The sequence below is a fragment of the Methylobacterium sp. FW306-05-D genome (assembly GCF_058782155.1).
This window is the reverse complement of the sequence record NZ_JBYSXL010000019.1, coordinates 34,623-55,450: the sequence shown is the minus strand read 5'-3', so window position 1 is coordinate 55,450 and position 20,828 is coordinate 34,623. Positions and strand designations below refer to the sequence as shown.

Genomic DNA, 20,828 nt, shown 5'->3' with positions numbered 1-20,828 from the left:
TCACCATGGGTTGCTTCCCCCCGGCACCGCCGTGCCGGCCTCGATGCGGGCGGCCTGCTCCGCCTTCAGGCGCAGCTTGAGATAGCGTCCGGGATCGTCCGGCAGGGTCTGCAGCCAGAGGCGGTCGGGGCGGATCTCGTGGGCCTCGAAGCTCTTGGTCACCCGGCGCACCTCCCGCTCGGGGGCGGCCGCGACCATGGCCGAGCCCGCCCCCGTGCGGCCGCGCCCGGCCGCGTCGCTGGCCGAGCCGCGGGCTTCGCCCTTGCCGGAATCCAGCGAGACCTGCTCGGCCTTGCCGCGCCGGGCGACCTTGCTGTTGCCCGGCGTCGAGGAGGTGGTGCCGCCCTCCTTGTTGCCGGCCAGGCCCTCGCCGCTGGAGGTGGCCTGGGTGTCGTCGTTGGGGTCCTGGTTCGAGGTCTTGTTGTAGCGCGCGCCCACGGTGGCGGTGGCGTTGGCCACGCCGCCGCCCTTGCCGGGATCGCCGGCGCCCTCGTCCACGAGGCGGGCGATCAGCGAGCGGTTGGCCTGCGCGTCGGCATCGCGCGGATTGTACTGCAGGGCGGCGTCGTAGGCGTCCAGCGCCCCCTGCAGGTCGCCGGATCTCGCGAGCGCGTTGCCGAGGTTGTAGGCGTTGCGCCGGCCGCCGTTGCGGAACAGGGCGGCGGCTTCCGTGTAGCGCCCGGCCTGGTAGAGGGCCGGGCCGCGCCAGGCCGGATCGTCCAGCACCCAGGCGGCGGCCCCGGGCAGGCCGGCCCCCATCAGGGCGCGGCCGAGGCCGGTGCGCGGCTGCGCGGTGGCGGTGAGGCCGAGGATGCCGGCACCCGCGAGCCCGAGGGCGGCCAGACGCGCCCAGCGGGTCCAGTCGCGGGGGAGGGCCGGCAGGCGGTCGGAGAGGACACCGAGGGCCATCAGGCGCTCCTGCGGAACAGGACGAGGGCCGGCAGCAGGGCCAGCAGCACGAGCCAGCGCCCGAGATCGGCGAAGGCCAGCACGGTGTAGCCCCCGGCGGCGAGGTGCTGGGCGGTGCTGGCGCCCACCGCGTCGAGGACCGGGGCGGGGCTGTCGAGGAGGGCGAAGCGGCCCGCGCCCGCATCGGCCAAGCGCTCGAGGGCGCCCCGGTCGGGCTTGGGCGAACCCGCCGGCAGGCCGGGACCGGCCGGCACGAACAGCCCGTGCAGGTGCCAGCCCTTGGCCCGGATCGCCGTGGCCTCGCGCAGGGCCGCGTCGCCGATGCCGTCGCCGTCGGTGAGGAGGACCACGTCGCCCGCGATCACCCCGGCCTCCTCCAGGGTGCGGCGGGCGAGCGCGAGGCCGCGCTCGGGATGGGTGCCCCGGTCCGGCACGGTGTCGCCGTCGAGGGCGAACAGGGTCGAGGCGAGGGCGTCCCGGTCGGTGGTGGGCGGGGCGGCGAGGTAACTGTCCCCGGCATAGACCACCACGGCGACGCTGCGGGTGCCCGCGGCCTCGGCCACCGCCTGCGCGACCTGGCGCACGTCCTTGAGATGGCCGCCCTCCGCGATGGAGCGCGACAGGTCGCATACCACCACGGTCGCGTCGAGGTTGCGGAAGGTGGCGGCGTCCGGGCGCTCCACCGCCGGGCCGGTGAGGGCCAGGGCGACGAGCCCGGCCGCGATCGCCGCGGCGAGGTTCGCCTGCCGGCGCCCGCCGAGCACCGCCCCGCGCCGGGCGAGCAGCGCCATCAGGCCGGGATCGACGGCCCGGGTCCAGTCGCCGAGGGGGGCCGAGCGCCAGGCGGCGCGCAGCGCCAGGGCGGCCACGAGGGGGATCGCCGCCAGCCACCAGGGCCGCAGGACGGCGAGGGTGTCGAGGAGGTTCATGCGGTCCGCCGCGACGCGAGGAGGCCGGCCGCGGCCAGGAAGGCGAGGGCGGCGGGCCAGGGCCAGAGGTCCTTGCGCAGGGGCACCGGCGGCGCCTTGGCGCGGCCGCCCTCGATCGCGTCGATGGCCTCCGCCATGGCGATGAGGTCGTCGGTGGTCTTCACGCGAAACATCCGGCCGCCGGTGAGGTCCGCGATGTCCCGCAGGGTCTCGGTGTCGACGACGTCCTGCTCGCCCTCGGCGTTGGAGAGGTCGCGGGGCCCCAGCGCGATGGTGTGGACGCGCACGCCGAGCTCCTTGGCGAGCCCGGCCACGTCCCGGGGGGTGGTCTGGCCGGCATTGTTGGCGCCGTCGGTCATCAGGATCACCACCTTGGCGGTGGTGGGCGGCGCGCCCTCGGCCTCCGGCCCCGCCGGGGTCAGGCGCTTGAGGGCGAGGCCGAGGCCGTCGCCGATGCCGGTGGAGCGGCCGACGAGGCCGATGGTCGCCTCGTCGAGGGCGCGGGCGACGGTGGCGGTGTCGAAGCTCGGGCTCGCGGCCACGTAGGATTCGTTGGCGAAGATGACGAGGCCGATGCGGTCGCCGGCCCGGCGGCGGATGAAGTCGGTGCCGACCCGCTTGACCGCGGCGAGCCGGGTCACGGTCTGGCCGTCGAGGGCGAAGTCGCGCCGCTCCATCGAGCCCGAGAGGTCCATCACCAGCATGATCTCGCGGCCCGAGGCCGGCAGGGCCGTGGCCGGCAGAACGAGGCGCGGCCCCGCCAGCGCGACCACCAGGGCCGCCCACAGGGTCCAGACCAGGACGGCGCGGCCGCGCCCGCGCGCCGCCACGCTGTCGCCCCGGGCGGCCTCGGCCACCAGGGAGGGCGGCACCCGCAGGGCGCCGCTCGCCCCGACCCGCTCGGGCGGCATCAGTCGGGCCGCCAGGAGCGGCAGGGGCAGCAGCAGCAGGGCATAGGGGCTCGCGAGGTCGAAGGCCGAGGCCAGGGCGGTGAGCCAGTGCGGCCAAAATCCCGTCAGCATGGCTCAGGCCCCGATCCGGGCGAACAGCCGCGCCAGCTCGGCCTCCACCGGGCCGGGCTCGGCCGCGTCGCGCCGGTAGAGGCCCTCGGCGAAGATCCGGCCCGCGCCGGCGCTGAAGAAGGTCGTGGCGAAGAGCCGGTCGAGGGTGGCGGCCCAGGCTGTCCCCTGGGCATCCGCCGCGGCGTCGCCCTGGAGGGTGCGGGCGAGGCGGCGCAGGAGCTGCGCCTGCGCCACCCGGCGGTGCTCCGGCGGCAGGGCGTTGGCGGCGGCGAGATCGGCCAGGGCCGCGCGCCGGACGGAGCCGCGCCGGCGCGCCCGCAGCCAGCGCAGCAGGCCGAGGACCAGGGCCGCGGTGAAGCCCAGCGCGATGGCGAGCATCACGGCGCCCTGCGCCCCGCCCGTCTCGGCGGGCAGGTGCAGGCCGCGCAGCTGGTCGAGGCCGGCCGGGGCGTCGGGCGTCACCGGGCCACTCCCTGGCGACTTGGTCCCCGAGTGCTCGGTCCCCGAGAGCTTGGTGCCTGAGTGTTTGGCGCCCTACAGCATCGCATCGAGGCGCTCCATCAGCGGCGCGTAGGCCTCCGGACCGGCCTCGACGTCGAGACGCAGGCCCGCGATGCCGCGCTGGGCATAGGCGACGAGGCGGGCATCGGTGCCCGGGGAGGCCCGGTCGGCCCGGCTCGCCTGCACGGTGCCACGCCGGCCGTCCGGCGTGGCGAAGGGGTAGAAGCCCGGCGGCCGGGCGCGCTCGAAGGCGTCGCTGACGAGGACGAGGCGGATCGACAGGCGCTCGGCCATGATCGTCAGGAGGGGGTCGAAATCCTCCCCCGGCGCGTCGAGGGCGCTGCCGATGACGAGGTGGCCGCCCGAGGGCAGCAGGCTCTGGGCGAGCGTCAGGGCGGGTGCGAGGGGCGGGTCCGCGCGCGTGTCGTCGGCCAGGGCCCGGGCATGGGCCAGTGCCAGGGCGCCCGTGAGGGCGGTCATCGCCCGCTCGCCGCCGGCCGGGCGCACCACCACGGGCTCGCCGGCCCCCGCCGCCACGAGGCCGATGCGGCCGCCGTCGCCGACGATGCGCCAGCCGAGCAGGACCAGGGCCTCGGCCGCCGCCACCGAGCGCAGGGCGCGCCGGGTGCCGAACAGCATCGAGGGCCGGACATCGGCCAGCAGCACCACGGCCCGGTCGCGCTCGTCGTGGTGGGTGCGCACGTGCAGGATGCCGGTGCGGGCGGTGGCGTTGCGGTCGATGTGCCGGCGGTCGTCGCCCTCGGACCAGAGGCGCACGTCGTCCGGCTCGGAGCCGCGCCCGCGCCGCCGGGTCACGATCCCGCCGGGCAGGCCCGCCAGCGTCCGGGTGGCCGGGCCGGAGCCGCGCCGGGCGAGGTGGCGCAGGCCCATCAGCGCCTCGCCGGAGAGGTGGATGCCCGGCGCCATCAGCGGGTCGGTGTCCGGCAAGGGGGTTGAGGCTGGGGCTTGGGCCGGGCTCGGCACGGTCATGGTCGCGCTCAGAGCGCCCGCACCCGCTGGACGAGGCCGCGGATGATGCCCCTCGCCGTCTGGCCCTCGGCGGCGGCGCGCCAGGTCAGGCCGATGCGGTGGGCGAGCGCGTCCGGGGCGAGCTCCGCCACGTCCTCGGGGATGACGTGGTCGCGGCCGCGCAGGTAGGCCCGCGCCTTGCCGGCCACCATCAGCGCCAGGGTGCCGCGCGGCGAGGCCGGGTGCTCGATGGCGGCGCGCAGATCCGGGGCCGCCGCGTCGGTGCGGGTGCCGGCCACCAGCCGCACGAGATAATCCTTCAGCGCCGGGGAGACGTAGACGTTGAGGGCGGCCTCGCGGGCGGCGCGGATCTCCGCCACGGAGAGCCGCACCGGCATCGCCTCGGCGTGGTGGTTCAGCTCGCCCTCCACGAGGTCGAGGATGCGGCGCTCGGCGGCCTCGTCGGGCATCTCCACCAGGACGTGGAGGAGGAAGCGGTCGAGCTGCGCCTCCGGCAGCGGGAAGGTGCCGGCGTGCTCGATCGGGTTCTGGGTCGCCACCACCATGAACGGGTCGGGCAGGGCATGGGTGTGGCCCGAGACCGTGATCTGGCCCTCGGCCATGGCCTCGAGCAGGGCCGACTGCACCTTCGGCGGGGCGCGGTTCACCTCGTCGACGAGGACGAGGGAGTGGAACAGGGGGCCGGGCAGGAACTCGAAGTCGCCGGCATCCTGGCGCCACACGGTGGTGCCGGTGAGGTCGGCGGGCATCAGGTCCGGGGTGCACTGGATGCGGGCGAAGCTGCCGTCGAGCCCGTCCGACAGGCGCTTGACCGCCCGGGTCTTGGCGAGGCCGGGCGCGCCCTCGATGAGGAGGTGGCCGCCGGTGAGGAGTCCGATGAGGAGGCGCTCGACCATGGCGTCGGCGCCGATGAGCCCGTGCAGAAGGCCGTCGCGAAGCGCGAGGATGCGTGCCCGCAGGGCGGCGTCCACGGGCGGGGCGCCGGGTGCCGGCCGTTCGGCGAGGGCCGCGCCGCTCATGCGGACGGGCTCGCGCCGGCCGGACGGAGCGCCCGGATCGTCGATGGAGCAGGAACGGTGGGCCGGTCCATGCGCGTCTCCTCGGTGACATTTTTATGGTGCGGATTCTTGAGCGATCCGCAGCCTTCGGGTGTGCCCGCTGCGGAGGCCGGGCGTCAATCCCGGCCCCGCATCCGCGAGGCCGCAGGGCGCGCGCCGGGGCGCCCTGTGCGGACACGACTTCGCGGGTGGACCGGAGCCGGGACTCCGGTCCGGCTCAGAGCTTCTTCGACATCGGGGCCCCGCCATGGCCGGCCATGCCGTCGCAGCAGCAGGCGGCCTTCCTGGTCCGGGACGGTTTCATGGCGCCCGCCCGCATGTCCATCTTGGCCTTGCCGCACATCGTGGCGCCGCCACCTCCACAGCACCCGGCGGCCTGGGCGGGAACGAGGCTGGCCAGGGCGAGGCCGGCGGCCAGGGCGAGGGCGGTCAAACATGTCTGCATCGGGAAAAGTCCTGCTGAGGCGGGAGGATGTGGCAGATCTAGTCGGAAAACCGCCCGCTTCCAGCCGAAACGCCCTCGTTTGCGATCGCGAACCGGCGCCCGGCCCCGCGCGTTCCCCCGGCCCCTGCCGGAGGCGCCCCCGTGACCACCGATCTCTTCCCCGATTTCGCAGCCCGCTGGATCGACATTCCGGCCGGGCGCTTCTTCGCCCGCATCGGCGGGCCGGAGGACGGGATGCCGCTGCTCCTCCTCCACGGCTTCCCGCAGAGCCATGCCTGCTGGCACCGGATCGCGCCGGCCCTGGCCGAGCGCCACCGGGTGATCTGCCTCGACCTCAAGGGCTACGGCTGGTCGGCCGCGCCGGAGGGCGACCCGCGCCACGAGGCCTATGCCAAGCGCACGCTGGCGGCCGAGGTGGTGGCGCTGATGGAATCGCTGGGCCACGTCCACTTCGCCCTCGTCGGGCACGACCGGGGCGCCCGCATCGGCTACCGCCTCGCCCTCGACGAGCCGGGACGGATCGCCCGGCTGGCCCTGCTCGACATCCTGCCGACCCTGGTCCAGTGGGAGCGGATCGAGGCGAACCCGCGCAAGCCCTCGCACTGGCACTTCCTGGCCGAGGCCGCGCCGGGGCCCGAGCAGGCCATCGGCCGGAATGCGGATTCCTATTTCGAGGGCCTCCTGCGCGACTGGAGCGGGGACACGTCCCTCGACGCCTTCGCGCCCGCCGCCCTGCATCTCTACCGGCAGGCCTGGGCCGTGCCCGAGCGCATCCACGCCTTCTGCGAGGATTACCGGGCGGGGGCCACCCGCGACCGCGAGGCCGACCTCGCGGACCTCGCCGCCGGGCGTCACATCGCCTGCCCGACCCTGATCCTCACCGGGGACAGCTACCTCGACCGCAGCGCGGAGACGCCGCTCGCCGCCTGGCAGCGCACCTTCGCGCCGAAGGCCGTGGCCGCCGAGGTCACGTCCGGCCATTTCCTGGCCGAGGAGAACCCCGACGCGACCCTGGCGGCCCTGCGGGCCTTCCTGGGGTGAGGGCCGCCTGCCGGGAGAGTCCCAGGGTTGACGCCCCGGACGGTTGGCGGGATGGAGAACCCGACCCTTCAGACGGATGCGCGGCCCTTCCCGGAGGCGGGACGGGACCGCGGCCGCCGCCCGCACGAGAGCGAACCCCGCGCATGACGACCTCCTTCCTGCCGATCGACCGCGCCGTGATCGCCCGCGAGGCGGCCAAGATGCTGCTCGAGATCAAGGCGGTGCACTTCTACCAGGACACGCCCTTCACCTTCACCTCCGGCTGGGCGAGCCCGGTCTACATCGACTGCCGCAAGATCATCTCCTATCCGCGCCTGCGCTCGACGCTCAACGACTTCGCCGCCGCCACCATCGTGCGCGACATCGGCTACGAGTCGATCACCCATGTGGCCGGCGGCGAGACCGCGGGCATCCCCTTCGCGGCCTGGATCTCCGACCGGCTGATGCTGCCGATGCAGTACGTGCGCAAGAAGGCCAAGGGTTTCGGCCGCAACGCCCAGATCGAGGGCGAGGTGGTGGAGGGCGCCCGGACCCTGCTGGTGGAGGACCTGGCCACCGACGGGCGCAGCAAGGCGCTGTTCTGCAAGGCCCTGCGCGATGCAGGCGCCCAGGTCGACCACTGCTTCGTGATGTTCTTCTACGACATCTTCCCCAATAGCCGCGAACTCATGGCCGACCTCGGCATCCAGCTCCACTACCTGACCACCTGGTGGGACGTGCTCAGCGTCGCCAAGGAGAGCGGCCATTTCGACCCGAAGGTCCTGGCCGAGGTCGAGAGCTTCTTGCACGAGCCCGCCCGCTGGTCGGCGGCGCATGGCGGCATCTCCGATTACCCGCAGGCCTGATCCGGCTCGCACCGTCATGGTCCCGTCACGGGACGGCGTCAGGGCAGGACGATGAGTTCCTTCCTGTCCGGGCCGTGGCCCGAGGCCGTCAATTCGGCGATCAGCCTCCTCGTCGCCTTCGGGCTCGGCACCCTGATCGGGGCCGAGCGCCAGTACCGCCAGCGCACGGCGGGCCTGCGCACCAACGTCCTGGTGGCTGTGGGCGCGGCCGCCTTCGTCGACCTCGGCATGCGGCTGGAAGGCTCCCGCGGGGCGGTGAGCACCGTGGCCTACGTGATCTCGGGCGTCGGCTTCCTCGGCGCCGGCGTGATCATGAAGGAGGGCATGAACGTCCGCGGCCTCAACACCGCCGCGACCCTCTGGTGCTCGGCCGCCGTCGGCGCCTTCGCGGGGGCCGACTTCCCCCTGGAGGCGGCCTTCGTCACGGCGGCCGTGCTCGCGGGCAACACCCTGCTGCGGCCGCTCGTCAACGCCATCAACCGCGCGCCCATCGACGAGAGCCAGACCGAGGCGACCTACGAGGTCCAGGTGACGGCGCGGGCGGAGGGCGCCGGCCCCGCCCGCGACCTCCTGGTCGAGCGCCTGGAGGCGGCGCAGTACCCCGTCGGCGGCATCGAGGTGGTGGAGCGGGGCGAGGACACCGTCGAGGTGGTGGCGACCCTGGTGGCGACGGCCGTGGCCGGGGCCGAACTCGACGCCGTGGTGGCGGGCTTGGCCCGCATGCCCGGCATCGAGCACGCGACCTGGTCGGTGCAGACGGCGGATTGAGGCCTGTACGGGTGCGCCCGCGCACTTCGGCGCGGGCGGCCCGGATTGCCGGACGCGCTCCTCCGTCCAACCTCCCCCGCGAGGGACGGGCGGCGCTGCCCCCGGGCGGCCGGCCCCTCCGCGAACCAGGGACACCGACCACCATGACATCCCAGAAGAACGCCCTCATCGTCGGGGCCTCGCGCGGCCTCGGGCTCGGCCTCGTCGAGACCTTCCTGCAACGCGGCTGGCGGGTGACCGCGACCCAGCGCTCGGCCTCCCCCGGCCTCGCCGCGCTGGCCTCCGACGCCCTCACGGTCGAGACGGCCGACATCGACGACGATCGCGCGGTGTCCGCCCTGCACGACCGCCTGGCGGGCCGGAGCTTCGACCTGATCTTCGTGGTGGCGGGGGTGGCGACGCAGGCTCACGAGCCGCTCCACCGGGTGCCGCGCGCGGTCGCCGCCCAGGTCTATCTGACCAACGCGGTGAGCCCGGTGCGCTTCGCCGAGGCCTTCCTCGACCGGCTCGCGCCGAACGGCCTCGTCGCCTTCATGAGCTCGATCCTCGGCAGCGTCGGCCTCAACGAATCCGGCGGCTGGGAGACTTACCGGGCGAGCAAGGCCGCCCTCAATACCCTGGTGCGCAGCTTCGAGATCCGCCACCGCGAGGCGGGCCTGGGCGTCCTGCTGCTGCATCCGGGCTGGGTCCGCACCGAGATGGGCGGGGCCGAGGCCGATCTCGACGTCGCCACCAGCGTCACCGGCATGGCCGACGTGATCACGGCCCAGCTCGGACGGACCGGCACGGCCTATCTCGACTACACCGGCAAGACCCTGGACTGGTAGCGAGCCGGCTCCGCGGTCAGGGGCGCCCGATCGGCGGGCGCCCGCGCCGCTCGACCACCACCGGCGGCCGGGTCCGACGCTCGACGATCACCGTGCGCGGCGCCCGGCTCGGGCTGGCGGCGGTGAGGATGCGCTCGGGCATCCGCTCGGGTCTGGCCTGCGATTCGGCCCTGGCTTTGGCGGCGGCGGCGACGACGTGCTCGCGGACCGCCTCCGCCGGCAGGCCCATGAGGCCGGCGGCGATCTCCACCTGCTGCTCGATGTCGTCGGCGAGGTCCTGGGCCGCGGCGACGGCCTCGGGGATGGTCGGCGGCTCGCGCCGCACGCGGATCGGCGGGAGATCCTGGAAGGATTTCGAGGTCTTCTTCACGGCGCGACTCGCTGGGGGCATCTCCGGAGCATAAGCCCGATCGGGCGGTTTGTGCAGTGCACACCTTCGCGGACGACCTGCGCGTCGGGCGCATCGCGGCGCCGTGATGGATTTTCGATCAGCGCCTCTGGACCGCCCCGTGGGGCCTGCACGGACGGTCGGCGCCCTGCCGGAGGATTGGGCAGGTCCGGGCGTCGAAATGCCGCGCTCGTCGTCGGCCCCTCCGGCCTGTTGCGATGCGGGCGCCGAGGGCGGATAGTCGCGTTCATGCAGGCTGTCCCGTTCGATCTCTCCGATCCCCGTCTCGTTCCGGCCCGGCCCGAGATCGCCGATGCCCGCCTGCGCGGCCGGGTCCAGGCCGAGCGCTTCGTCGTGGGCGAGCCGCGCAGCGTCGTGGTGCCCTCCGCCCCCTTGCGCCGCACGCCCCGCTTCGATGCCGGCCTCGAGACCGAGGCGGTGATGGGCGACGCGGTGACCGCCTACGGCGCCGAGGAGGGCTTCGCCTTCGTCCAGTTCGCCCATGACGGCTATGTCGGCTACCTGCCCGAGGCGGCCCTCGGCCTCGCCGAAGCGCCGACCCACCGCGTCACCGCCCTGCGCAGCTTCCTCTACCCGGGCCCCGACCTGAAGCAGCCCGCCAGCGGCTGGCTGACCCTGGGGGCCCGTCCCCGCGTCACGGAGAGCCGGGGCGACTATCTGCGCCTCGCCGGCGGCGCCTACGTCTTCGCCGGCCACTGCGCGCCCCTCGACGCGGTCGAGCCCGACTACGCCGCCACCGCCGAGCGCCTCGTCGGGACGCCCTATCTCTGGGGCGGGCGCACCAGCCTCGGCCTCGACTGCTCCGGCCTCCTCCAGCTCTGCCTCGCGCAGGCCGGGATCGCGGCGCCGCGGGATGCCGACCAGCAGGAGCGCGGCCTCGGCGAGGCCTTGCCCCTGGACTTCGACGGGCTGCGGCGCGGCGATGTCGTGTTCTGGCGCGGCCATGTCGGGCTGATGCTGGACGCCACCCGCCTCATCCACGCCAACGGCCACCACATGGCGGTGGCGGTGGAGCCCCTCGCCGAGGCCGCCGCGCGCATCCGCGAGACGAGCTACGGCCCGGTGACGTCGCTCCGGCGGCTCAGGCCTTCAGCCGCATCTTGATCCGGTAGACCAGCCCGTCGCGGACGTCGCGGTAGGCGTCGAGGCGCTGCTCGCGGGTGCCGTCCTGGATGATGGTCGGGTCGGGGGTCGGCCAGTACTCGACCTCGACCGCGTTGGTGCGGGTCAGCTCCAGGGCGGCGTGGTGGGCCTCCGGCGCCAGGGTGACGATGAGGTCGAAATTCAGGCCCTCCCACTCCTCGAGCTGGGCGAGGGTGCGCGGCTTGTGGCGCGTCGCGTCGATGCCGATCTCGTCCAGCGCCGCCACCATGAACGGGTCGGCCGGCTCGCCGGAGCGCACCCCGGCCGACTGCACGTAGATCGACTTGCCGAAGTAGTGGCGCGCGATGGCCTCCGCCGCGAGCGAGCGCACGGCGTTGAAGTTGCACATGAACAGGGCCGACTGCACGCGCGTCTTCTTCGGGCCGGTCGCGTCCGCCATCCGGTCGTCTCAGCCTCGCACTTCCAGAGGGGGCGCCGCTCTAAGCCTTCCAGTGCAAGGCGAAGACCAGGGTGAAGAGGCGCCGCGCGGTGTCGTGGTCGAGGTCGACCTTGCCCTCGAGGCGCTGGCGCAGCAGGTCGGAGGCCTCGTTGTGCAGGCCGCGCCGGCCCATGTCGATCGCCTCGATCTGGGTCGGCGAGGCGGTGCGGATGGCGTTGTAGTAGCTCTCGCAGATCATCTCGTAGTCGCGGATCACCCGGCGGAACGGGGTCAGCGACAGGAGGTGGGTCATCACCGGCTCGCCGTCCTCGCGCTTGATCACGAGGGCGAGCTTGCTCTCCACGAGCCCGAGGGTGAGGGCGTAGGGGCCCTCGCGGCCGGGAACCGTGAAGCTGTTGTCCTCGAGGATGTCGAAGATCGCGATGGCGCGCTCGTGTTCCTGGTCCGGGTTGCCCCGCCCGATCGACTCCTCGTCGAGGGTCACCGCCACGAGGCGATGGGGCGATCTGGGCTCGCTCGGTTTGGCCGCGCCGGACATCAGGCCCTCACAGGTTGAGGCGGATCGCCACCGAGCGGGCGTGGCCCTCCAGGCCCTCCGACCGTCCGAGCGCGATGGCCGAGGGGCCCAGCGCCCGGAGGGCCGCCGGGTCGCAGCGCAGGATCGTGGTGCGCTTCATGAAGTCGAGGACGCCGAGCCCGGAGGAGAACCGCGCCGAGCGGGCGGTGGGCAGGACGTGGTTGGGGCCGCCGACATAGTCGCCGATGGCCTCCGGCGTGTGCGCGCCGAGGAAGATCGCCCCCGCGTTGCGCACCTTGGCCGCCAGCGCCTCGGCGTCGGCGGTCTCGATCTCCAGGTGCTCCGGGGCGAGGCGGTCGACGAGGGGCACCGCCTCGTCGAAGTCGCGCACCACCACGATCGCGCCGTAGTCGCGCCAGCTCGCCCGGGCGATCTCGACCCGGGGCAGGGTGGTGAGCGCCCGCTCCACCGCCGCGGCGACGTTGTCGGCCAGGGCCTCGGACTCGGTGATCAGGATCGACTGGGCCGCGGAATCGTGCTCGGCCTGGGCCAGGAGGTCGGCCGCCACCCAGTCGGGATTGGCATGCGCGTCGGCCAGGATCAGCACCTCGGAGGGGCCGGCGATCATGTCGATGCCGACCTGCCCGAACACCCGGCGCTTGGCCGCCGCCACCCAGGCATTGCCGGGGCCGACGATCTTGGCCACCGGCGCAATCGTGTCGGTGCCGTAGGCGAGCGCGGCCACCGCCTGGGCGCCGCCGACCCGGTAGACCTCGTCGACGCCGGCGAGCTGCGCGGCGGCGAGGACCAGCGGGTTCACGGTGCCCTCCGGCATCGGCGCCACCATGACGACCCGGGGCACCCCGGCGACGCGGGCCGGGATCGCGTTCATCAGCACCGAGGAGGGATAGCTCGCGGTGCCGCCGGGGACGTAGAGGCCGACGGATTCGAGCGCCGTCCAGCGCCAGCCGGCGGTGACGCCCAGGCTGTCGGTGGCCATGTGGTCGCCGGGCACCTGGGCGGCGTGGAACGCCTCGATGCGCTGGGCCGCGAAGCGCAGGGCCTCCAGGGCGTCCGCCGGACAGGCCGCGACGGCGGCCTCGATCTCGGCCGGGGTCACCCGCAGCGAGTCGACGGTGAAATCCTCGCCGAACCGGTCGAAGCGGCGGGTGTAGTCGACCAGAGCCGCGTCGCCGCCCGCGACCACGCCGGCGATGATGCCGCGCACGGTCTCGTCGACATCCTCCGAGATCTCGCGCTTGACGCTGAGCAGGCGCGCGAAGGCGGCGGCGAAGTCCGCGTCGCGGGAATCGAGGCGGACCATCAGGCGTTTCCCTTTGGGGCGTTTTCCCCTGCGGCGTTGCCCGCGATCGCGGCGCGGCCGGCGGCCGCGGCCTCGTGGTCGGGCCGCCCCTCCACCTCCCAGACCGGCCCCAGATCCTTGAGCTGCACCTCGATGCATTCGAGGTCGAGCTGGATCGCCGCGCCGCCGGCGAAGACCAGGGTGGCGGTGCCGGAGGGCGCCTCGGTGGGCTCGAAGGTGACGGCGAGGAGTTCGAGGGGCGCGTCGGACTCGGTGCCGGGGGTGATGCCGCGGCTGCGCACCCGCAGCACCCGGTCGAAATGCATGCCGGTGAGGCGGCGGCGCGGCGGCGCACCCTCCTCCGCCGACCAGTCGAAGCGGCGCGCCACCAGGACGAAGCGGTGCTGGCCCGCCAGATAGGCGAGGTCGCTCGCCTTCAGGATCGCGTCCTGCAGGTGGGCGGAGATGACGCCCAGGTCTTCGGCGTCGAGGGCGGCGAGCCTGAGAAGCTCCATGATCGGGTGTCGCGCTCTTGTCGGCGGGCCGGCCCGGGTGCGGACGCGGCCGTTCAGGGTGTGGGAGCCGTAGGTAGCGAGGCGGCCCGCCCACGGCAACCGGTCGGGGAGAACTCCGCCATTGTCCCGCCGGCCGAACCTGCTAGGGACCCGTCGCTGCGCCGGCCCTTCGCCGGCGAACGGAGTCGCGACGTGTCGGCCGCATCCCTGTCCCTGCCCGGCGAGGCTCGCCGCCCCCCCGATGCCGCCACGGTCCGCGCGGTGGTCGCGATCCCCGTGCGCAACGAGGCCGAGCGCATCGCCGCCTGCCTGCGGGCGATCGACGCCCAGACCGGCCTCGCGCCGGGCAGCCTCGGGGTGGTGCTGTTCCTCAACAACTGCACCGATGCCACCGCGACCCTCGTCGCCGACCTCGTGCCGCGGATGTCGGTGCCGGTCCGGGTCACGAACGTCGACTATGCGGGGGCCCATGCCGGCTGGGCCCGGCGCGAGGCCATGGACCGGGCGGCCGACTGGCTCGGCGCCGAGGGCATGATCCTCTCGACCGATGCCGACAGCCGGGTCCCGCCCGACTGGGTCGCCCGCAACCGGGCCGCCCTCGACCGGGGCGCCGACGCGGTGGCCGGCCGCATCCGGCTCGATCCGGAGGAGCGCGCCCTGCTGCCGCCCTCCCTGCACTGGCGCGGCGACCGGGAGGACATCTACAGCGACCTCCTGACCGAGGCCGAGGCGCGCATCGACCCCGATCCGCACGATCCCTGGCCCTGCCACCGCACCACCATCGGCGCCACCCTGAGCGTCAGCGTCGCGGCCTACCGGGCGGTGGGCGGCATGCCGGCGATCGCGCTGGGGGAGGACGGGGCCTTCGTGGCGCTGCTGCTGGCGCAGGGCCTGCACGTCCGGCACGATCCGTCGATCCTCGTCACGGTGTCGGGCCGGCTCGTGGGCCGGGCGCCGGGCGGCGTCGCCGACACCATCCGGGCGCGCTGCGAGAAGCCCGACAGCCTCTGCGACGCCCGCCTCGAACCGGTGCCGCGGGCGCTGTTCCGCTACGCTTGGCGCCGCCGCCTGCGCCGGCTCCACGCGGCGGGCCGCCTCGGCACCGAGCGCGGCTGGGCCCGGGCCCTGCGGATCGCGGAAGCGGACGCCGCCCGCGTCGCGGCCCATCCCCTCGCCGGTCACGCCGTGGCCGAGGCCGAGCGGGCCAGCCCGCGCCTCGTCCATCGCCCCCTCGGCCCGCGCCAGCTGCCGGGCCAGATCCGGGTCGCCCGGATCGCGCTGCCGCTGGTGCGCCTGGTCACGCGGTTCCTCGGCTGACAACGAGAATCCGCGAAACGCGGCAGGCCTCTCAGACAGCGTTCAGCCCGGGGTCGTTAGATCAGCCATGATGAAACGGCACATCCGAGGGGAGCCATCCATGACCCGCACGTCCATGACGACCATCAAGTCCACGATCCTCGCGCTGGCCACGGCGGCGACGCTCGGCACCGGCTTCGGAGCCTTCGAGGCCCGGGCGCAATACTACGGCGACGACGACCGGCCCCGGCGCTACGAGCGCCGCTACGACGAGGATCGCTACGAGCGCCGGCGCTACGACGAGGACCGGTACGACCGGCGCCCCCGCGGCTACGGCGGCGGGTTCGGCCGCCTCTGCCTGACCCAGCGCGGCAACTGCATCACCCGCCCGCAGCCCTACGGCTCGCGCTGCGGCTGCGACATCCCGGGCTTCGGCCGCAAGCACGGCGAGATCGGCGGCTGACCGCCCGGCGGCCCTGCGCCCCGGCCGGGCGGAGAGCCGTGGCCGTCAGCTGCGGACGCGGGTGATCTCGGCGCCGCAGCGGGCGAGCTTGGCCTCCAGGGCCTCGAAGCCGCGGTCCAGGTGGTAGACCCGGTTGATGCTGGTCTCGCCTTCCGCCGCGAGGCCCGCGATGACGAGGGAGACCGAGGCGCGCAGGTCGGTCGCCATCACGGGCGCGCCCTTCAGGCGCTCGACGCCCTCGACGATGGCCAGATCGCCCTCGAGCCGGATCCGGGCGCCGAGGCGGGCCAGCTCCTGCACGTGCATGAAGCGGTTCTCGAAGATCGTCTCGCGGATGTTGGACTGGCCCTTGGCCAGGGTCATCAGCGCCATGAACTGCGCCTGGAGATCCGTGGGGAAGCCCGGGAACGGATCGGTGGTGACGTCGACCGCGGCGATGCCGCCCCCGTTGCGGCGGATGCGGATCGTGTCGGTGCCCGTCGTGATCTCGGCCCCCGTGGTCGAGAGCACGTCGAGGGCCGCATGCAGCAGGTCCGCGCGGGTGTTCTCCAGGGTGACGTCGCCGCCGGTCATGGCCACCGCCATGGCGTAGGTGCCGGTCTCGATCCGGTCGGGCAGCACGTCGTGGCGGGCGCCGTGCAGGCGCGAGACGCCCTCGACGGTGATGCGCGGCGTGCCCGCGCCCTCGATGCGGGCGCCCATCTTGGTGAGGCAGGCGGCCAGATCCACGACCTCGGGCTCGCGCGCCGCGTTCTCGATCAGGGTCGAGCCGTTGGCGAGGGCGGCCGCCATCAGCGCCACGTGGGTGCCGCCCACGGTGACCTTGGGGAAGTGGATCTCGCCGCCCCGCAGGCCGTTCTTGGCCCGGGCGACGACGTAGCCGCCATCGACCTCGACGGTGGCGCCGAGGCGCTCCAGGGCCATCAGCAGCAGGTCGACCGGACGCGTTCCGATGGCGCAGCCGCCCGGCATCGAGACCCGGGCCTCGCCGAAGCGGGCGAGCAGCGGCGCGATCACCCAGAAGCTCGCCCGCATGGTCGAGACGAGCTCGTAGGGCGCCGTGGTGTCGATGACGTTGGAGGCGGTCAGCCGGATGGTCTGGCCGGTCTCGGTGGTCTGGCCCGGGCGCTTGCCCACCACCATGTGGTCGACGCCGTGATTGCCGAGGATACGCAGCAGGGCGTTGATGTCGGCGAGCCGCGGCACGTTGCCGAGCTCCAGGGTCTCGCCGGTCATCAGGCTGGCGATCATCAGGGGCAGCGCGGCGTTCTTGGCGCCCGAGATCGGGATCACCCCGTGCAGCGGCCGGCCGCCGATGATGTTGATGCGGTCCATCGTTCTAAAACCTTGCCCAAAACCTTGCCCGGCCGGGGCGCGTCGCGCGCCGCGGGCCGGAGACATACGAGATCGAAACCCGGCAGATCGAAACTTGGCGAGAGAGCCCCGGTGAGAGAACCCTGGCGGCACCCGCACCGTCCACGCGGAAACGGGATCGTTATAGCCGGGTTTTGTCGAAAAGGAGGTTCGCGGCGCGCGATTATGCGTCCCCGCCCGGCTCGTCGTCCCGCGCCGGGTCCGGCGAGCCCGAGCGTCCGCGCGACTGGGCCTTGCGCCGGCGCAGGTTTTCACGAAGGGCCGCCTTCAGGCGCGCGGCCTTCCGCTCGGCGGCGCTCCTGGGCGGCGCTCCGGGCGTGTCCGGGGGCATGTCCGTGCGGGGCGGCTCGGGCTCGTCGTCCATCATGCGTCGCGGACAATCCGGGTGGGGCGGACGCGGAGCGCGCCGCGCGAAGGGTCGGCGCGAAGGGTCGGCAAGGGCGACGCGACCCATCGTCGCCACGGCGTCGTGTCGGCTTTGCAGCCCCGGGGCGATGGATGCAAAGCAGGAATGCGGTTGTCGACTTGAACCAATTCCAAGTTCACCTGTATCGTCGCCACCGCATCGGGGAAACCCGAGCCAGGGCGAGCGTCGTCAGCAACTCCTTCACGGAGTGTGCGCCAGGCTCGCCATCGAGATCGCTTCCATCGCGGATCCCCGCACGAGGGTCCGCGTGGGAACGATCCCGCCGGAGGCCGCGACCCCACCGCCGGCCCCTCAGCCCAAGCGTGAAGGACGGATGCCCGTGAACCGCATGCCCGCGACGATCAAGATCAGCGACACCAAGCAGGGAGCGGGCCAGGAATCCGGGCAGGGGTGCAGCATCGGGGCGGTGGGCCGGGGCCGGACCGACTACGAGTCGCATTTCCGCACCGCGCTGGACCGCCTGCACGGCGAGCGCCGCTACCGGGTCTTCGCCGATATCGAGCGCATCGCGGGGCGCTTTCCCACCGCGCACTGGCGCAAGCCCGACGGCGGCACCTCCGAGATCACCGTCTGGTGTTCCAACGACTATCTCGGCATGGGCCAGCACCCGGACGTGGTGGGCGCCATGACCCGCACCGCCGCCCGCTGCGGCGTGGGCGCGGGCGGCACCCGCAACATCGCCGGCAACAATTCCCCGCTCGTCGACCTGGAGCGCGAGCTCGCCGACCTGCACGGCAAGGAGGCGGGCCTCGTCTTCACCTCGGGCTACGTCTCGAACCAGGCCGGCATCTCCACCATCGCCAAGCTGATCCCGAACTGCCTGATCCTGTCGGATGCCTTCAACCACAACTCGATGATCGAGGGCGTGCGCCATTCGGGCTGCGAGAAGCGCGTCTTCCGCCACAACGACCTCGCGCATCTCGAGGAGCTGCTGATCGCGGCGGGCGACCGCCCGAAGCTGATCGCCTTCGAGAGCGTCTATTCCATGGACGGCGACGTCTCCGACATCGCCGCGATCTGCGATCTCGCCGACCGGTACGGCGCCCTGACCTATCTCGACGAGGTCCACGCGGTCGGCCTCTACGGTCCCCGCGGCGGCGGCATCGCCGAGCGCGACGGGGTGATGCACCGGGTCGACGTGATCGAGGGGACGCTGGCCAAGGGCTTCGGCTGCGTCGGCGGCTACATCACCGGCTCGGCGGTCCTCTGCGACGCGGTCCGCAGCCACGCGCCGGGCTTCATCTTCACCACCGCCCTGCCGCCGGCCATCGCGGCGGCCGCCATCGCCTCGGTCCGCTACCTCAAGCGCTCGAGCGGCGAGCGCGAGGCGCACCAGCGCCAGGCCGCCCGGACCAAGGCCGCCCTGGAGGCCGCCGGCCTGCCGGTGCTGCACACCGACACCCACATCGTCCCCGTGATGGTGGGCGACGCCGAGCTGTGCAAGGCGGCGGCCGACCACCTGCTGGAACACCACGGCATCTACATCCAGCCGATCAACTATCCCACCGTGCCGCGCGGCACCGAGCGCCTGCGCATCACGCCCTCGCCCTTCCACGACGATGCCCGCATCGCGAAGCTGACGGCGGCGCTGACCGAGACCTGGGACACCCTGGACCTGCCCCGCGCCGGCACCGTCTTCGTCGAGGCGGCCGAGTAGGCCGTCCCGGCCGCCTCAGTTCAGGCGCCAGATCGCACCGGTGAGCACGGTGGCGAAACCGACCCAGGCGGCGTAGGGCACCAGCAGCCAGGCCGCCACCCGGTCGAAGCGCCAGGACAGGCGGATCGTCCAGAGGATCATCACCCACATCGCGGCCGAGACCACCAGGGCGGCCCCCAGCGCGTGGGCGGAAAAGAAGGTCGGCGTCCAGGCGGCGTTGAGGGCGAGCTGCACCGCGAAGGCGGCGAGCGCCAGGCGCCAGCCCTCCCGCGTCGGACCCGTGCGGGGCCTGGCCCCGAGCAGCCGGAAGGCCGAGACCGCGATCAGCGCGTAGAGGATCGTCCAGGCCACCGGGAACGCCCAGTTCGGCGGGTTGAAGGACGGTTTCGTCAGCCCCGCATACCAGCCCTCGATGTTCGGGCCCGTGGCGGCCGAGCCCAGCACGGCCGTCGCCGCCACGGGCAGGATCGCCGCCGCCAGCCGCCAGCGCAGGGCGAGGGCGGGCTCGACGGGGACGGGGATCGGCGACGAGGCGGGCGCACGGGACATGACGAACGGATTTCCTTTCCTCTGAACCGGGCCTCGGGACGGAGCGACGCGGGCTCGGCTTGCGGTCCGTGCACGGGTCTGCGAGGCCGGGTCAACCGAACCCCGACCTCGTGGACCCGCCCATGCCGGACCCTCTGTCAGAACCGAACGCGCCGACCGGACCTTCGGATGCCGCGCCCGCCTTCGCCAAGCGCAGCCTCGCGGCGCAGGCCCTCGGGCGGATCGATCCGGTGACCCGGGGCGTGGTGACGCCCCTGCACGTCGCCACCACCTTCCTGCGCGATCCCGACAACGGCTACAGCTCGGGCTTCTCCTATGCCCGGCCCGACAACGCCACCGTGCGCGAGGCCGAAGGCGTGCTGGCGATGCTGGAGGACGCGGCGGCCGGCGTCCTGCTGTTCGGCTCCGGCATGGCGGCGGCCACGGCGGTGTTCACCGCCCTGGAGCCCGGCGACCACGTGGTGGCGCCCCGCGTGATGTACTGGGGCCTGAAGCGCTGGCTTAACGCCGAGATGCCGCGCCGGCGGATCGCGGTCGATTTCGTCGCCATGGACGACCTCGCTGCCCTGGCACGGGCGATCCGGCCGGGCACCACGAAGCTCGTCTGGATCGAGACCCCCGGCAATCCCCTCTGGACGATCACCGACATCGCCGAGGCCGCCCGTCTCGCCCATGCGGCGGGTGCGCGGCTGGCCGTCGATTCCACCGCCGCCTCGCCGATCCACACCCGGCCGCTGACGCTGGGGGCCGACCTCGTGATGCACTCGGCCACCAAGATCCTGAACGGCCATTCCGACGTGGTGGCGGGCGTGCTCGCCGGGGCGAAGGCGGACGGGTTCTGGGAGCGCCTCGTCGCGATCCGCTCGGGCGGCGGCGCCATCCTGGGGCCGTTCGAGGCCTACCTGCTGATGCGCTCGCTGCGCACCCTGCCGCTGCGGGCGGCGGCGCAGGCGGCCGGCGCCGCCGCGTTGGCGCGCCGATTCCAGGGGCACCCTTGCGTCTCGCACGTGCTCTATCCCGGCCTGCCGGAGGATCCCGGCCACGCGGTGGCGGCCCGGCAGATGGAGGGCGGCTTCGGCTTCATGCTGTCGATCCGGGTCCGGGACGGCGAGGCGGCGGCGATCCGGGCGGCGGCGCGGGTGCGCCTGTGGAAGCGGGCCACCTCCCTCGGGGGCGTCGAGAGCCTGATCGAGCATCGCGCCTCGGTGGAGGGGCCGGACTCGCCGTGCCCCCCCGATCTCCTGCGCCTCTCCGTCGGGATCGAGGCGGTGGACGACCTGTTCGCCGATCTCGACGCCGCCCTGCGGGGCGCCTGACGCGCCTTGCGTCCGCCGTGAACTTTTCGGTGGTGCCGGGGAGGGGGCTCGCGCGTTGGTGCCGCACAGCCCGATCCCGCGACCGGATGCCGGCGCCGGGTCATGCCCCGAGAGACCGCCCGAC

The 20,828-nt window shown here is 73.8% G+C and carries 24 protein-coding genes; 9 read left to right on the top strand and 15 right to left on the bottom strand.

Annotated features, from left to right (window positions below; all coding sequences use genetic code 11):
* The 7 genes from AC3WLN_RS09445 to AC3WLN_RS09415 form a co-directional block, all read right to left on the bottom strand.
* Complete coding sequence (locus AC3WLN_RS09445) at nt 1–909, bottom strand: tetratricopeptide repeat protein (protein ID WP_492480755.1); 909 nt, start codon at nt 907–909, stop codon at nt 1–3.
* Nucleotides 909–1,838, bottom strand: a complete 930-nt coding sequence (locus tag AC3WLN_RS09440; RefSeq protein WP_492480754.1) for a vWA domain-containing protein — start codon at nt 1,836–1,838, stop codon at nt 909–911. The genes AC3WLN_RS09445 and AC3WLN_RS09440 overlap by 1 nt, the downstream gene beginning before the upstream one ends.
* Nucleotides 1,835–2,860, bottom strand: a complete 1,026-nt coding sequence (locus AC3WLN_RS09435) for a VWA domain-containing protein (RefSeq protein WP_492480753.1) — start codon at nt 2,858–2,860, stop codon at nt 1,835–1,837. Before AC3WLN_RS09435 ends, AC3WLN_RS09440 begins: the two co-directional genes overlap by 4 nt.
* 3 nt (nt 2,861–2,863) lie before the next feature.
* The gene (locus AC3WLN_RS09430; RefSeq protein ID WP_463772023.1) at nt 2,864–3,322 is read right to left on the bottom strand and encodes a DUF4381 family protein; all 459 of its coding nucleotides are present in this window, start codon (nt 3,320–3,322) and stop codon (nt 2,864–2,866) included.
* 72 nt (nt 3,323–3,394) lie between these two features.
* A complete protein-coding gene (locus AC3WLN_RS09425; protein ID WP_492480770.1) occupies nt 3,395–4,252 on the bottom strand; it encodes a DUF58 domain-containing protein in 858 nt (285 codons plus the stop codon).
* A 107-nt stretch (nt 4,253–4,359) separates the two neighbouring features.
* Nucleotides 4,360–5,370 (bottom strand): AAA family ATPase, encoded by a 1,011-nt coding sequence (locus AC3WLN_RS09420; protein WP_492480752.1) that lies wholly within the window; start codon nt 5,368–5,370, stop codon nt 4,360–4,362.
* Between the two features lie 256 nt (nt 5,371–5,626).
* Nucleotides 5,627–5,854 carry a hypothetical protein gene (locus AC3WLN_RS09415; protein ID WP_492480751.1) on the bottom strand — a complete coding sequence of 76 codons (228 nt, stop codon included), beginning with the start codon at nt 5,852–5,854 and terminating at the stop codon, nt 5,627–5,629.
* A gap of 141 nt (nt 5,855–5,995) precedes the next feature.
* Here AC3WLN_RS09415 and AC3WLN_RS09410 point away from each other — a divergent pair, with 141 nt between their 5' ends.
* The 4 genes from AC3WLN_RS09410 to AC3WLN_RS09395 all read left to right on the top strand — a co-directional run bounded on the left by AC3WLN_RS09410 (nt 5,996) and on the right by AC3WLN_RS09395 (nt 9,335).
* Nucleotides 5,996–6,895 carry an alpha/beta fold hydrolase gene (locus tag AC3WLN_RS09410; RefSeq protein ID WP_492480750.1) on the top strand — a complete coding sequence of 300 codons (900 nt, stop codon included), beginning with the start codon at nt 5,996–5,998 and terminating at the stop codon, nt 6,893–6,895.
* A gap of 143 nt (nt 6,896–7,038) precedes the next feature.
* Nucleotides 7,039–7,740 (top strand): orotate phosphoribosyltransferase, encoded by a 702-nt coding sequence (locus AC3WLN_RS09405; RefSeq protein ID WP_492480749.1) that lies wholly within the window; start codon nt 7,039–7,041, stop codon nt 7,738–7,740.
* Nucleotides 7,741–7,791: 51 nt separating this feature from the next.
* On the top strand, nt 7,792–8,508 hold the full coding sequence (locus AC3WLN_RS09400) for an MgtC/SapB family protein (protein WP_492480748.1): 717 nt from the start codon (nt 7,792–7,794) through the stop codon (nt 8,506–8,508).
* A 143-nt stretch (nt 8,509–8,651) separates the two neighbouring features.
* On the top strand, nt 8,652–9,335 hold the full coding sequence (locus AC3WLN_RS09395; protein WP_492480747.1) for an SDR family oxidoreductase: 684 nt from the start codon (nt 8,652–8,654) through the stop codon (nt 9,333–9,335).
* 16 nt (nt 9,336–9,351) lie between these two features.
* Here the strand turns inward: AC3WLN_RS09395 and AC3WLN_RS09390 are convergent, their stop codons facing one another.
* Nucleotides 9,352–9,705 (bottom strand): hypothetical protein, encoded by a 354-nt coding sequence (locus AC3WLN_RS09390; RefSeq protein WP_492480746.1) that lies wholly within the window; start codon nt 9,703–9,705, stop codon nt 9,352–9,354.
* Nucleotides 9,706–9,972: 267 nt separating this feature from the next.
* Here AC3WLN_RS09390 and AC3WLN_RS09385 point away from each other — a divergent pair, with 267 nt between their 5' ends.
* The gene (locus AC3WLN_RS09385) at nt 9,973–10,848 is read left to right on the top strand and encodes a C40 family peptidase (protein WP_492480745.1); all 876 of its coding nucleotides are present in this window, start codon (nt 9,973–9,975) and stop codon (nt 10,846–10,848) included.
* On the opposite strand, the gene AC3WLN_RS09380 is transcribed toward AC3WLN_RS09385, so the two are convergent.
* From AC3WLN_RS09380 to AC3WLN_RS09365, 4 genes are read right to left on the bottom strand one after another with little or no spacing between them, the layout of a single operon-like run.
* Nucleotides 10,826–11,287 (bottom strand): arsenate-mycothiol transferase ArsC, encoded by a 462-nt coding sequence (locus AC3WLN_RS09380; RefSeq protein ID WP_463771983.1) that lies wholly within the window; start codon nt 11,285–11,287, stop codon nt 10,826–10,828. The two genes, AC3WLN_RS09385 and AC3WLN_RS09380, sit on opposite strands and share 23 nt — an antisense overlap.
* 40 nt (nt 11,288–11,327) lie before the next feature.
* Nucleotides 11,328–11,825 carry a UPF0262 family protein gene (locus AC3WLN_RS09375; RefSeq protein ID WP_492480744.1) on the bottom strand — a complete coding sequence of 166 codons (498 nt, stop codon included), beginning with the start codon at nt 11,823–11,825 and terminating at the stop codon, nt 11,328–11,330.
* Nucleotides 11,826–11,832: 7 nt separating this feature from the next.
* Nucleotides 11,833–13,128 (bottom strand): histidinol dehydrogenase, encoded by a 1,296-nt coding sequence (gene hisD / locus AC3WLN_RS09370; protein WP_492480743.1) that lies wholly within the window; start codon nt 13,126–13,128, stop codon nt 11,833–11,835.
* Complete coding sequence (locus tag AC3WLN_RS09365) at nt 13,128–13,622, bottom strand: DUF2948 family protein (protein ID WP_492480742.1); 495 nt, start codon at nt 13,620–13,622, stop codon at nt 13,128–13,130. The genes hisD and AC3WLN_RS09365 overlap by 1 nt, the downstream gene beginning before the upstream one ends.
* A 213-nt stretch (nt 13,623–13,835) precedes the next feature.
* On the opposite strand from AC3WLN_RS09365, the gene AC3WLN_RS09360 reads away from it, so the two are divergent.
* Together AC3WLN_RS09360 and AC3WLN_RS09355 are read left to right on the top strand one after the other, a co-directional pair.
* Nucleotides 13,836–14,939, top strand: a complete 1,104-nt coding sequence (locus AC3WLN_RS09360; protein ID WP_492480769.1) for a glycosyltransferase family 2 protein — start codon at nt 13,836–13,838, stop codon at nt 14,937–14,939.
* Nucleotides 14,940–15,039: 100 nt separating this feature from the next.
* The gene (locus tag AC3WLN_RS09355; protein WP_492480741.1) at nt 15,040–15,381 is read left to right on the top strand and encodes a hypothetical protein; all 342 of its coding nucleotides are present in this window, start codon (nt 15,040–15,042) and stop codon (nt 15,379–15,381) included.
* 45 nt (nt 15,382–15,426) lie between these two features.
* Here AC3WLN_RS09355 and murA read toward each other — a convergent pair whose 3' ends face one another.
* A complete protein-coding gene (gene murA / locus AC3WLN_RS09350) occupies nt 15,427–16,716 on the bottom strand; it encodes a UDP-N-acetylglucosamine 1-carboxyvinyltransferase (protein ID WP_492480740.1) in 1,290 nt (429 codons plus the stop codon).
* Between the two features lie 202 nt (nt 16,717–16,918).
* Nucleotides 16,919–17,122: a hypothetical protein gene (locus AC3WLN_RS09345; protein WP_492480771.1), complete on the bottom strand. Its 204-nt coding sequence runs from the start codon at nt 17,120–17,122 to the stop codon at nt 16,919–16,921.
* A 373-nt stretch (nt 17,123–17,495) separates the two neighbouring features.
* Here AC3WLN_RS09345 and hemA point away from each other — a divergent pair, with 373 nt between their 5' ends.
* Nucleotides 17,496–18,839 carry a 5-aminolevulinate synthase gene (gene hemA, locus AC3WLN_RS09340; protein ID WP_492480739.1) on the top strand — a complete coding sequence of 448 codons (1,344 nt, stop codon included), beginning with the start codon at nt 17,496–17,498 and terminating at the stop codon, nt 18,837–18,839.
* Between the two features lie 15 nt (nt 18,840–18,854).
* On the opposite strand, the gene AC3WLN_RS09335 is transcribed toward hemA, so the two are convergent.
* A complete protein-coding gene (locus AC3WLN_RS09335) occupies nt 18,855–19,388 on the bottom strand; it encodes a TspO/MBR family protein (protein ID WP_492480738.1) in 534 nt (177 codons plus the stop codon).
* Between the two features lie 134 nt (nt 19,389–19,522).
* Here AC3WLN_RS09335 and AC3WLN_RS09330 point away from each other — a divergent pair, with 134 nt between their 5' ends.
* The gene (locus AC3WLN_RS09330; protein ID WP_492480768.1) at nt 19,523–20,704 is read left to right on the top strand and encodes a trans-sulfuration enzyme family protein; all 1,182 of its coding nucleotides are present in this window, start codon (nt 19,523–19,525) and stop codon (nt 20,702–20,704) included.
* Nucleotides 20,705–20,828: the final 124 nt, after the last annotated feature.

Excerpts from the sequence above, each read along its gene's own strand:
- AC3WLN_RS09445 (WP_492480755.1), bottom strand. The coding sequence starts at position 909 with ATGGCCCTCGGTGTCCTCTCCGACCGCCTGCCGGCCCTCCCCCGCGAC.
- AC3WLN_RS09440 (WP_492480754.1), bottom strand. The coding sequence starts at position 1,838 with ATGAACCTCCTCGACACCCTCGCCGTCCTGCGGCCCTGGTGGCTGGCG.
- AC3WLN_RS09435 (WP_492480753.1), bottom strand. The coding sequence starts at position 2,860 with ATGCTGACGGGATTTTGGCCGCACTGGCTCACCGCCCTGGCCTCGGCC.
- AC3WLN_RS09425 (WP_492480770.1), bottom strand. The coding sequence starts at position 4,252 with ATGGGCCTGCGCCACCTCGCCCGGCGCGGCTCCGGCCCGGCCACCCGG.
- AC3WLN_RS09420 (WP_492480752.1), bottom strand. The coding sequence starts at position 5,370 with ATGAGCGGCGCGGCCCTCGCCGAACGGCCGGCACCCGGCGCCCCGCCC.
- AC3WLN_RS09415 (WP_492480751.1), bottom strand. The coding sequence starts at position 5,854 with ATGCAGACATGTTTGACCGCCCTCGCCCTGGCCGCCGGCCTCGCCCTG.
- AC3WLN_RS09405 (WP_492480749.1), top strand. The coding sequence starts at position 7,039 with ATGACGACCTCCTTCCTGCCGATCGACCGCGCCGTGATCGCCCGCGAG.
- AC3WLN_RS09400 (WP_492480748.1), top strand. The coding sequence starts at position 7,792 with ATGAGTTCCTTCCTGTCCGGGCCGTGGCCCGAGGCCGTCAATTCGGCG.
- AC3WLN_RS09395 (WP_492480747.1), top strand. The coding sequence starts at position 8,652 with ATGACATCCCAGAAGAACGCCCTCATCGTCGGGGCCTCGCGCGGCCTC.
- AC3WLN_RS09385 (WP_492480745.1), top strand. The coding sequence starts at position 9,973 with ATGCAGGCTGTCCCGTTCGATCTCTCCGATCCCCGTCTCGTTCCGGCC.
- AC3WLN_RS09380 (WP_463771983.1), bottom strand. The coding sequence starts at position 11,287 with ATGGCGGACGCGACCGGCCCGAAGAAGACGCGCGTGCAGTCGGCCCTG.
- AC3WLN_RS09375 (WP_492480744.1), bottom strand. The coding sequence starts at position 11,825 with ATGTCCGGCGCGGCCAAACCGAGCGAGCCCAGATCGCCCCATCGCCTC.
- hisD (WP_492480743.1), bottom strand. The coding sequence starts at position 13,128 with ATGGTCCGCCTCGATTCCCGCGACGCGGACTTCGCCGCCGCCTTCGCG.
- AC3WLN_RS09365 (WP_492480742.1), bottom strand. The coding sequence starts at position 13,622 with ATGGAGCTTCTCAGGCTCGCCGCCCTCGACGCCGAAGACCTGGGCGTC.
- AC3WLN_RS09355 (WP_492480741.1), top strand. The coding sequence starts at position 15,040 with ATGACCCGCACGTCCATGACGACCATCAAGTCCACGATCCTCGCGCTG.
- murA (WP_492480740.1), bottom strand. The coding sequence starts at position 16,716 with ATGGACCGCATCAACATCATCGGCGGCCGGCCGCTGCACGGGGTGATC.
- AC3WLN_RS09345 (WP_492480771.1), bottom strand. The coding sequence starts at position 17,122 with ATGATGGACGACGAGCCCGAGCCGCCCCGCACGGACATGCCCCCGGAC.
- hemA (WP_492480739.1), top strand. The coding sequence starts at position 17,496 with ATGCCCGTGAACCGCATGCCCGCGACGATCAAGATCAGCGACACCAAG.
- AC3WLN_RS09335 (WP_492480738.1), bottom strand. The coding sequence starts at position 19,388 with ATGTCCCGTGCGCCCGCCTCGTCGCCGATCCCCGTCCCCGTCGAGCCC.